Annotated in this window: 7 protein-coding genes; 2 read left to right on the forward strand and 5 right to left on the reverse strand. The window is 62.5% G+C overall.

From position 1 onward, the window contains the following. Positions 1-5: 5 nt before the first annotated feature. Positions 6-2,063, forward strand: a complete 2,058-nt coding sequence (locus tag DMP11_RS07700; RefSeq protein WP_161555334.1) for a HelD family protein — start codon at positions 6-8, stop codon at positions 2,061-2,063. Between the two features lie 16 nt (positions 2,064-2,079). On the opposite strand, the gene DMP11_RS07705 is transcribed toward DMP11_RS07700, so the two are convergent. After that, complete coding sequence (locus DMP11_RS07705; RefSeq protein ID WP_123185912.1) at positions 2,080-3,363, reverse strand: O-acetylhomoserine aminocarboxypropyltransferase/cysteine synthase family protein; 1,284 nt, start codon at positions 3,361-3,363, stop codon at positions 2,080-2,082. A 196-nt stretch (positions 3,364-3,559) separates the two neighbouring features. On the opposite strand from DMP11_RS07705, the gene metA reads away from it, so the two are divergent. Further along, the gene (gene metA / locus DMP11_RS07710) at positions 3,560-4,483 is read left to right on the forward strand and encodes a homoserine O-acetyltransferase MetA (RefSeq protein WP_123185913.1); all 924 of its coding nucleotides are present in this window, start codon (positions 3,560-3,562) and stop codon (positions 4,481-4,483) included. 2 nt (positions 4,484-4,485) lie between these two features. Here the strand turns inward: metA and DMP11_RS07715 are convergent, their stop codons facing one another. From DMP11_RS07715 to DMP11_RS07730, 4 genes are all read right to left on the reverse strand, one after another. Continuing rightward, positions 4,486-7,299 (reverse strand): AAA family ATPase, encoded by a 2,814-nt coding sequence (locus DMP11_RS07715; RefSeq protein WP_123185914.1) that lies wholly within the window; start codon positions 7,297-7,299, stop codon positions 4,486-4,488. A gap of 189 nt (positions 7,300-7,488) precedes the next feature. Beyond that, positions 7,489-7,881 (reverse strand): 30S ribosomal protein S9, encoded by a 393-nt coding sequence (gene rpsI / locus DMP11_RS07720; protein ID WP_123185915.1) that lies wholly within the window; start codon positions 7,879-7,881, stop codon positions 7,489-7,491. A gap of 3 nt (positions 7,882-7,884) precedes the next feature. Then, positions 7,885-8,319 carry a 50S ribosomal protein L13 gene (gene rplM, locus DMP11_RS07725; protein WP_123185916.1) on the reverse strand — a complete coding sequence of 145 codons (435 nt, stop codon included), beginning with the start codon at positions 8,317-8,319 and terminating at the stop codon, positions 7,885-7,887. A 385-nt stretch (positions 8,320-8,704) separates the two neighbouring features. Then, complete coding sequence (locus DMP11_RS07730) at positions 8,705-10,054, reverse strand: peptidylprolyl isomerase (protein WP_123185917.1); 1,350 nt, start codon at positions 10,052-10,054, stop codon at positions 8,705-8,707. Between the last annotated feature and the right edge of the window lie 285 nt (positions 10,055-10,339).

A 10,339-nucleotide genomic window follows, 5' to 3' on the forward strand; every position in this document is an offset into this window, starting at 1 on the left:
ATCCGTTGAACATCGAAGACGAAGAACGCGCCCATCTGGCCCACGTGCTGAACTGCCTGCAGGCGGCCACGGCCCGCGCCGACGGATTGGCCCAACGGGCCGCCGACAGCCACCGGGAAGCCGGCGCCTACCTTGCCGGCGCCCGCGGCGAGTTGTCCCCCGAAGAAGCCCACCTTTCCGCCTACGAGCTGAACCGCATGGATCAGCAGGCCGCATCAGCCGCCCTGGCCCGGCAACGGCTGCACCGGCTGCTGGGCAACCCCTACTTCGCCCGCGTGGACTTTTGCGAAAACGGCTCCACCAGCCAAACCTACATCGGACGCTCGGCCTTCACCTGGGAAAACCGCTCGCTCATTTCCGACTGGCGCAGCCCTGTGGCGGCGCTGTTCTACGACTTCGAACCCGGGCCCGCCTCTTTCGCCACCCCCAGCGGCAGCCGCGAAGGGCAGCTTACCCTCAAGCGCCAGATATCCATCGAACGCGGGCAGCTGGTGTGGGCCGCCGACAGCAGCTCCAGCGTGCGCGACGAAGTGCTGGCCCGCGCCCTCTCCCGCACCTCCGACACCCGCATGCACGACATCGTGAACTCCATCCAGCAAGAGCAAAACGTCATCATCCGGGACGAGCGCCCAGGCACACTGGTCATACAAGGGGTAGCCGGCTCGGGCAAAACCTCTATCGCGCTACACCGCATCGCTTACCTGCTGTATCAGCAGAAAGACCAGTTGAACGCCCAATCGGTGGCCATCCTGTCCCCCAGCAGCGTTTTCAGCCACTACATCTCCGGCGTGCTGCCCGAGCTGGGCGAAGAGCCGGTGAGGCAATGGAGCGTGCATGGGCTGGCTCAGGTGCTTCTGGAAGGCATGGCGAAGGTGCAGCCGCCCCGGTCGTTTGCCGACGAGGCAGACCCGGCGCGCGCCCGGCGGGCGGCAGCGAAGGGCACCGAGGCCTTCGCCCGGCAGCTGACCCAGTGGCTGGAGGCCCAACTGGGGGCGAGCGGCGATGGGCCTTCCCTCTTCGAGCCCCGTGACCTCGCGGTAGGGGGCTCCACCGCCAGCGCCGACTGGCTGGCGCAGCGCTTTGCCGCCTACGCGCCGGTGCCCTTCGAAGAGCGCCTGCACCTGGTGGCCGGCGACGCGCTGGCGCTGGTCCACGGGGCCACCTTCGGCCGATACGCCCACGTTATGCCCACCCGCAAAGAGCTGAAGGGGCGCCTGCTGCGCATGATGCGGGCCAAAAACCCGCTGGCACTGTACCGGCGCTTCCTAGCGGAAACCGGCCAGAGCAAACTGCTGCGAGCGCCGCAAAAGGGCATGGTGGAGTGGGAAGACGCGTTTCCACTGCTGCTGTGCGCGCTGGCGTTCCGGGGGGCCGACGGGTTTCCGGCCGCAGCCCAGGTGCGCCATCTGGTGGTGGACGAGATGCAAGACCTCACCCCCGTGCAGCACGAGGCCCTGGCGCGGCTGTTCCCCGGCAGCAAAACGCTGCTGGGCGATGTGAACCAGCTGGTGGACGGCCGCACCGGCCAGGTGCCGGAGGCAGTGGCGGCCCACTACCCCGACGCGCGCACGATGCGGCTGATGCGCAGTTACCGCTCTACCTGGGAAATTGCCCATCTGGCCCAGCGGGTACTTCCAGTGGCGGGCCTGCAAGCGGTGGAGCGCCACGGGGATGCGCCCCTCATTCGACGCTGCCGCGACACGGCGGGCACGCTGGCGGCGGTGGCCGAAGCGGTAGCCGCGTGGCAGAAGGACGGCCGCCGCACGCTGGGCATTATCTGCAAGTCCGACCTGTTGGCGGCCCGCTACGGCGAGCTGCTGGTCCGCGATCTTCCCGTGACCCTCATCACCGACCGCACCGAGACCTTCCCCGCCGGTGTGGCGGTCACCTCGGTGCGGCTGGCGAAGGGGCTGGAATTCGACGAGGCGGTGCTGCTGGACGCGGACTGCCAGCAATACGCCACCGAAGCGGATCGGCACCTGCTGTACACCGCCATCACCCGCGCCATGCACCGGCTCACCGTGCTGTACCGCCACGAGCCGTCGCCGTTCCTGCCGCAGTAGTCCTGCGGCGCGCGCCTTACACCTGGGCCAGGGCCTGCTCCAGGTCGGCAATCAGGTCGTCGGCCGCCTCGATGCCGCAGGAGAGGCGGATGAGGTCGGCCCCGATGCCGGCCGCAGCCAGCTCGGCGTCGTTCATCTGGCGATGGGTGGCATTGGCGGGATGCAGCACGCAGGTGCGGGCGTCCGCCACATGGGTGGCAATCTGCCCCATCTTCAAGTTCTTCATCAGGGTTTCCGCCGCCGCGCGCCCGCCGGCCACGCCGAAGCTCACCACGCCGCAGCTGCCCTGGGGCAGGTACTTCGCCGCCAACCCGAACTCGGCGTCGCCCTCAAGCGAGGGATGCCGCACCCAGGCAACCTTCGGGTGCGCCGCCAGATACTCGGCCACCTTGCGGCCGTTCTCGGCGTGGCGCGCCATGCGCAAGTGCAAACTCTCCAGCCCCAGGTTGATGAGAAACGCGTTCTGCGGGCTTTGGATGGAGCCCAGATCGCGCATCAGCTGCGCCGTGGCCTTGGTGATGAAGGCCCCGCCCAGCCCGAAGCGCTCGGTGTACACCACGCCGTGGTAGCTCTCATCCGGCCGGCACAGCCCCGGAAACTTGTCCGGATAAGCGGTCCAGTCGAACTTGCCGCCGTCCACGATGGCGCCCCCCACGCTGGCGGCGTGGCCGTCCATGTACTTGGTGGTGGAGTGGGTCACGATGTCGGCCCCCCACTCCAGCGGCCGGCACAGCACCGGTGTGGGGAAGGTGTTGTCCACAATCAGCGGCACCCCGTGGGCGTGGGCCGCCGCGGCAAAGCGCTCGATGTCCAGCACCGCCAGCGCTGGATTCGCAATGGTTTCGCCGAACACGCACTTGGTGTTGGGGCGAAACGCCGCTTCCAGCTCCTCATCGCTGCAGTGGGGGCCCACAAACGTGCACTCCAGCCCCATGCGCTTCATGGTGTGGGCCAGCAGGTTGTAGGTACCGCCGTAAATGGCCGATGACGCCACCACGTGATCGCCCGCGCCGGCAATGTTGAACACCGCGAAGAAGTTGGCCGCCTGCCCCGAACTGGTGAGCATTGCCGCCGTGCCCCCTTCCAGCTCGGCTATCTTGGCCGCCACCGCATCGTTGGTGGGGTTGGCCAGGCGGGTGTAGAAGTAGCCGCTCTCCTCCAGATCGAACAGTTTGCCCATGTGCTCGGAGGTGTCGTACTTCCAGGTGGTGTTCTGGTAGATGGGCACCTGGCGCGGGTCGCCGTCGCCGGGGCGCCAGCCCCCTTGCACGCAAACGGTATCAACAGAATGGGTTGCCATTGCCGGTCCTTTCCTCGTAAGTCCGGTGGCTATTCTAGTGGGCACCTTCGGGCATGGTCGCCACGAATCGGCCAGGGTAGTCCGCGAATTCGCTATAACCAGTTACCCGATAATCGAATAACCCGAATGCCCATCCCTCCCCCGCCCCGTGTCGTCATTGGCTATAGTTTTCAGCAGCACACAGAAAGGACCTCCCATGCCCATCCGCATCCCCGACTCTTTGCCGGCAACGGCGGCCTTGGAAGCCGAAAACATCTTCGTCATGACGGAATACCGCGCCATGCATCAGGACATTCGCCCTCTGCGGGTGCTGCTGCTGAACCTGATGCCCACCAAAATAACCACCGAAACGCAAATCCTGCGCAAGCTTTCCAACACGCCGTTGCAGGTGGAGGTGGAGCTGCTGCAAACCGCCTCCCACGATGCAAAAAACGTCACCGCCGAGCACTTGGAATCGTTCTACACTACATTCCAGGAAATCCGCGACCAGCATTTCGACGGGCTGATTATCACTGGCGCGCCGGTGGAACTGCTGGATTTCGAGTCGGTAGATTACTGGGACGAACTGTGCGAGATCATGGCCTGGTCGCTTACCCACGTGCATTCCACGCTGCACATATGCTGGGGGGCGCAAGCAGGCATCTACTTCCATTACGGCGTTCCCAAGCAGGAGCTGCCGCAGAAGCTGTTCGGCGTGTTCGAGCATCGGGTGGTGAAGCCCTACTCGCCGCTGATGCGCGGCTTCGACGATGGCTTCCGCGCTCCCCACTCTCGCTACACCACGGTGCAACGGGGCGACATCGACAACCACCCGCAGCTGGAAGTTGTGGCCGACTCGCCCGAAGCCGGGGTGTACATTGCCAAAAGCGTGGACAGCCGCCATTTCTTCGTGTTTGGCCATCCTGAGTACGACCGCGACACCCTGAAAGCCGAGTACGATCGCGACATTGCCAAGGGTCTGCCCATGGCGCTTCCGGCCCATTATTACCCGAACGACAACCCAGCGGCCACGCCGCGCAACACCTGGCGGGCCCATGCCCAGCTGCTCTACACCAACTGGCTGAATTATTACGTGTACCAGACTACCCCCTACCGCCTAGAGGATGCCGGGCGCGAGTAGCCTTAAGCGGTAAAGCCTACCGAAGCAGGAGCGTCTTCCAGCCGCTTGGGCTGCCAACTGAAATCTTCGGCCTCAAGCCGCGTCAACACATCGGGGTCCAACCCTCCAAGCGCGCTGTGCTCTCGCACCAATCGCGCCCCTTGGGCCACAATGGCATCTTCCAACACGTTGCGCACAAATCGGCCGTTGCCGAACCGGCTTTCCTTCCGGGCTTCCCGCACAAAGCCGCGCACCTTTTCCGGCACGCCCTCTCCCAAGGTTACGTGCATTTTGCCCGCCAGCAGATCCAGAATCTGCAGCAGCTCGTCTTCGATGTAGTCGGCGAATTCCAGATGGAACTTCACTCGCGAGGCAAAGCCCGGATTGGCGCTCAGCAGCTGATCAACCTCGCGGGTATAGCCGGCAAACACCACTATCACGTCCTCGCGATAGTTCTCCATGCAGGCCACCAGCGCCGCCGTTGCCTCGGCATTATTCGGAATGGAATAGGCCTCGTCCACAAACAGCACCGAGCCCTTGGCGTCCTCAAACGCCAAATTTATAGCCAGCGTGTTCCACAAATCAGCCCCGATGTACTCCTTGCACTCCCCTACCGAAAGCACCCCTTCTTCTCGCAAAATGCGAGCAATCAGCCGAGCCACCTCGGTTTTGCCCGTGCCAGGGTTGCCCTTGAACGCCATGTGCATGGGAATAAACGGCGCTTTTATGCCGGCATCGCGCTTTGCCTTCTGCACCTTCATGTAGTCCATGCGGTCGCTCACCAGCTGCTTTATCTCCGCAAGCCCGATAAGCCCGGCCAGCTCCTCGCGGCCACTCAGCTGGTGCACCGACTCGCGCTTGCCAGCTGCCACAATGTCCTCTTCCCGAAGTTCTGCCAGCAGCTCTTTCGTGTAGCCACCCTCAGGCTTCTGGCGCGACAACCGCCGCTGCTGCTGGCCGATGGCGCTTTCAAACAGATTGCGCACAAAGCGGCCGTTACCCTCGTCGGCCCGCGTGCCGCCACGGGCAAGAATGTCACGGGCGGCGGAACGCGCTTCCTCCGCCATGGTCAGGCCCGCGCGGTCCACCATCAGTTGGAATATCTGCATCTTCTCCTCTTGACTGTAATCGGGGAAGTCAATGAAGAAACTGATGCGGCTGCGGAAGCCCGGATTGCAATCGATAAGGCGGTTGATAGAGTTCTTATAGCCCGCCAGAATTACCACCGTGTCGCGGCGATAATTCTCCATGCAGGCGATGAAATCGGCTATTCTCCCATCGGAGGTGCTGGCCATCGCGTAGGCCTCGTCCACAAACAGCACCGAGCCCTTGGCCTCCGCAAAGGCCTCCTGAACATTCCACGCGCCTGTGCCGGACCGCATAATCAGGCGCCCCTCAGACAAGATGCCCTCGTCTTTCAGGATTTCCGCATACAGGCGCGCCACCTCGGTTTTGCCGGTGCCGGGCGCCCCCTGGAACGCCAAATGCATCGAAAACGGCTGGGGCTTAAGGCCGGCGAAGGCCGCTTCTTTGTTCATCTTGAAACGCAGCAACACGTCTTCTATCTGGCGCTTTACTCCCGCAAGCCCAATCATTTCCTCCAGCCGCTTGCGGGCGTCCACCGGTGCCGCCGCTCCGTCGGAGTCGTAAGCCGCCTGCACGATGGACAGATACTGGGGAAACACGCTGCGGGTGAGCGTCAGCTTGCTCCATTCGTCGTACACCTCGTCCAGGTTCGAAAACGAACGGTCCTCCATGCGACGATGCAAGATGCGCCGCAGCTCATCGTCGGGCTCTAAGCTGTCCGCTTCGGCCCGGCGCACAAGAATCGCATGGGCTTCGTCTTCGGTAAGGTCAAAGGCCTTAGGCGCCTCATCGGGGACAATGCGAATAAGCGGCAGCCGGAAGCGGTTTTTGATTCGCACCTGAAGATCCCCACTGCCCTCGGGCACCACGAACACCACCTGTATCTCGTCGCCCCGCTCGGACAGCTCATCGATGAGTTTGGTAAGCGCCTGATAAGCGAACTTGTTGAAGTTGGAGCCATCGTCGTCTTGCCCGTACTTCACAATGATAGAGCTGGACTTGAGGGCATCCCCCAGCGCCCCGTTGATAAGCGCCATGAAGTTGTCTTCATTGGCGGCCGCGCCCCGCGCCCATTCGCTTCTGCCCAGCTTGTCTACTTCGAACACATAGGCGTGGCTCGACACCAGGCGATTGTTCTCGTACAGCGACTCAAGCAGCACGTCAATGGCCGGCTGGTAATCGTTGGGATTGTTGCCCTCCACCAAATAGTGAACCGGCAGTATGTGGTGCGCGTGCCCCGCCTCGGGTACACAGGCTACCACCCGCTCGATTTCCTGGGAAAGAGCCTCGGAATAGATGGTCTTCTGGGCCGCCCCCAAAAGACCGCCGGCCGGAATGGCGTCCTTGATGGTGTACTCCCAAAACACCTTCGTACGCATCAGCAGGGTGAACAGCTCTTCGGCATGCAGCAGACGCGCCGCCCGCGACACGATGTCGGAGGAATACAACGCCGTGGCCCCTACTTGGTCGGTACATTTGTTGAACGTACATTCCACTGAGTTGATGGATTCCAGGTCAGCAATGTCCCAATCATCTTCACACACCCGGCGGATAATGCCCGAAAGCGCTTCCCGCGTAAGGTCGTTCCGCGCGCTGATGACTCCCACGAAAAAGCTATCGTCCCCGCCAAAACCGCGCTGGGTATAAGGGAAAAGCACCAGGTCTTTCCCCACTTCTTTCCAAGTAGTGGCCGAGGCCAGGCCTCGGACATTGTGGTCTTCGGCGGTGCAAACGGCCCGATAGAAACGCATTAAATCCTCCAAGTGCTCTGCGTGCTGCTTTTGGCAGATGCCATACTCGCAGACAAACCCCCCAAAATCAATCACCCATCTCCCATGCGGTGAGCTTTCGGGCGAACCTGCCGAAGGCACAAAAAAGAACCCGCCACTTGGGCGGGTTCTTTCGCATTTGCGACAGGTTCTTCTGCCGAAACCGAAGCTTTAGCGCTTGCTGAACTGCGGGCGCTTGCGGGCCTTCTTCAGGCCGTACTTTTTGCGCTCCACCATGCGGGCGTCGCGGGTGAGGAAACCGGCCTTCTTCAGCTCGGCGCGGTAGTCGCCAGCCTGCAGCAGGGCGCGGGAGATGCCCAGGCGCAGAGCGCCGGACTGCCCGGAGATGCCGCCGCCGTGGATGTTGGCGATCACGTCGAAATGATCGGCGGTGTCGGTTACCTTGAAGGGAACCAGCGCGTTCTTCAGCAACTGCTCGCGGCCGAAGTACTCGGCGCCTTCGCGGCCGTTCACGGTTACCTTGCCAGTGCCGGGAACCAGGCGAACGCGCGCGATGGCGTTCTTGCGGCGACCAGTGCCGTAATACAGAGCTTCATCTGCCATGGTTTAACCCTCCAGTTCAATCTGACGCGGCTTTTGAGCCATGTGCGGATGCTCGGGGCCGGCGTACACCTTCAGCTTCATGCCCATTGCGCGGCCCAGCGTGTTCTTCGGCAGCATGCCCTTGACGGCATGCTCGATCACGCGCTCGGGGTGCTTGGCCATGGCCTCGTCGAAGGTCTCGGACTTCAGCCCGCCGGGGAAACCACTATGACGGTAGTAGGTCTTGGTGGCAGCCTTGGTACCGGTAACGCGAATTTTGTCCGCGTTGATGATGATCACGAAGTCGCCCGTGTCAACATGGGGGGTGTACTGCGGCTTGTGCTTGCCCTTGAGAATTTGCGCGGCCTTGGTGGCAACGCGACCGAGCACCTGGTCGGTGGCGTCAATCAGCACCCACTCGCGCTCAACCTCGCCGGGTTTAGCATGATACGTCTTCACTTCTGTCCTCCAAATGGTTGCAGGTTCTGTCGGGCGGGTGAAGCCTCCTCCCGCGCGTCGGCGTGGCAGCCGCGGATAGCGCAGGCGGAACCGTCCGCCAGAAATGTTTGTTTTCAAAAGTGCAGGTGAATTGGATGCCGGTTTCCTACGCCGACGCGCGCTTCCGGGTCTGGACTCCCATCTGCCGCGCTTCCGTTTCAAGCCATGCGTTTACGGGGCTTTTGAAAGCAACTTTTGCATTATAAGCTGGCAGAAGTTGCTGTCAACAGACGGTTTTGTGAACGCCATGGGAATTTCAGCTTGCGGCGAAACGAAAAGGGGCGGCGCCTTTGCGGCACCGCCCCTGTGCGATTCTGCTCGCGGGCTCGGCTGAGCTTCGAGAAGCTTACTGGGCCGGAGTGGTCTCGCCGCCCTCGCCGTTCTCATTGGCCGGCTGCTGGCCCTCGCCGCCTTCGGCGTTCTCGCCGGTGGGCTGATCAGCGTTCTCGCCGGTGGGCTGAGCGGCAGCGTCGCCGCCCTCCACGGGCTGCTCGCCGCCCTCGGCGCCCTCAGCGGGCTGATCGGTGGTCTGGGGCTGGTCGGCGCCCTCCACGGGAGCCTCCACACCGCCCTCGGTACCCTCGGTGCCTTCGGTGGCAGCGGTATAGGCGCTCATGTCCACATCGTAGGGCAGACCGGAAGGCATCTCGTTGATAGTCACTTCGGCGCTGTTCACAAACTCGCTGAACCAGGTGGTAAAGGTGTCAGACGAGGTGTTTTCCACCTGCAGGCGCATGGCGTCCACAATTTCGGTGGGCAGGTCGGACAGCGATGCGATGCCGCCCTCGGGAACGGTGTACACCGCAGTGCACTTAATGATGTGTATACCATAGTCAGAGGCAACGGGATCAGAAATGTCGCCCTCGTTCAGCTGCACCAGGGCGTTGTCGTAGGCCTCCACGAAGGTGTTCACGGAGTTCCAGCCGTTGTCGCCGCCGGTTTCCTTGGTGTACTCGTCAACAGAGTACTGTTTCACGGCATCTTCCCAGGTCAGACTGCCGTCGCGCAACTGGGCCACCACCTCGTCGGCGGTAGCCTGATCATCGGCGCCGAACAGGATGTGGCTGGAACGACGGCTGCCGTCCAGCACGCTCTCCATGGCCTGGGCCGTCGACAGCACCTGCGCGTCCACGTCCACCGAGGTGCCCTGGTCGGCCTCTACGGCCTCGGCCAGCTTGGTCTGCAGCGTGTTGGGCTCCAGCACCTTCTCGATGTACTCTTCCTCGGTCATGCCAGTGGCAGACAGGGCCTCCTGATAGGCCTCGTCGCTCTCGAACTGGCCCTTGATCTCGTCCAGGGCGGCCTGCACCTCAGAGTCGTCCACCTTGACGTCATACATCTTGGCGGCTTCCTCCAGCAGCAGGTCCTGCTCGTAGTAGTTAATCACCTGGGTGCGCACGTCAGCCGGCGTCAGGGCGTTATCGGCCATCCACTTGGCCCACGCCTCGTCGTCGGTCAGCTCGTTGCGCTCACGGAAATCCTGCACGTATTCGGTGACGATCTTCTCACCAATTTCCAGGGTGAGCTCCTTGTCGTCCTTATCCTTCACTTTCACGGTGGCAGCCACACCCTGCGAGGTGTCGGAAATGCCCCCGTTTGCGGAGCCGCCGTTACCGCCGCAAGCCACCATGGTTCCGCCAAGCGCGATGGTGAGGGCAATGGCACCCGCCATCTTCAGACGGTTAAACTTCAACATCTATTTGACCTCCTTATAAGATGCGTTTTGCCATGGGGGCATTGCCAGACCCTTTTACTAATTGGCAACTAATGTGAGCCAACCCCTTGACAATTTGCTGCGGATTATTTTGCACAGCTTCAAAAATTTTGGGCGCCCTTCAGGCGATATTGCACATAACTTGCATATTTGGCGTCCTCCAACCCCCCAAATGTGGTAGCTCTGTGAAGAAAAACACCGGCCTGGATTTCTCCTCCGCCCTGCTTCGAGCCGCCCCGCCCATGGCCGCCCCGCGCGCCCTTTTCC

Origin of the sequence: Parvibacter caecicola (assembly GCF_003725335.1) — a bacterium.
GTDB classification, from domain to species: domain Bacteria; phylum Actinomycetota; class Coriobacteriia; order Coriobacteriales; family Eggerthellaceae; genus Parvibacter; species Parvibacter caecicola.

What these genes read in the sequence shown, in the direction of transcription:
- DMP11_RS07730 (WP_123185917.1), bottom strand. Translation starts at nt 10,054, where the DNA reads ATGTTGAAGTTTAACCGTCTGAAGATGGCGGGTGCCATTGCCCTCACC.
- DMP11_RS07705 (WP_123185912.1), bottom strand. Translation starts at nt 3,363, where the DNA reads ATGGCAACCCATTCTGTTGATACCGTTTGCGTGCAAGGGGGCTGGCGC.
- DMP11_RS07715 (WP_123185914.1), bottom strand. Translation starts at nt 7,299, where the DNA reads ATGCGTTTCTATCGGGCCGTTTGCACCGCCGAAGACCACAATGTCCGA.
- rpsI (WP_123185915.1), bottom strand. Translation starts at nt 7,881, where the DNA reads ATGGCAGATGAAGCTCTGTATTACGGCACTGGTCGCCGCAAGAACGCC.
- metA (WP_123185913.1), top strand. Translation starts at nt 3,560, where the DNA reads ATGCCCATCCGCATCCCCGACTCTTTGCCGGCAACGGCGGCCTTGGAA.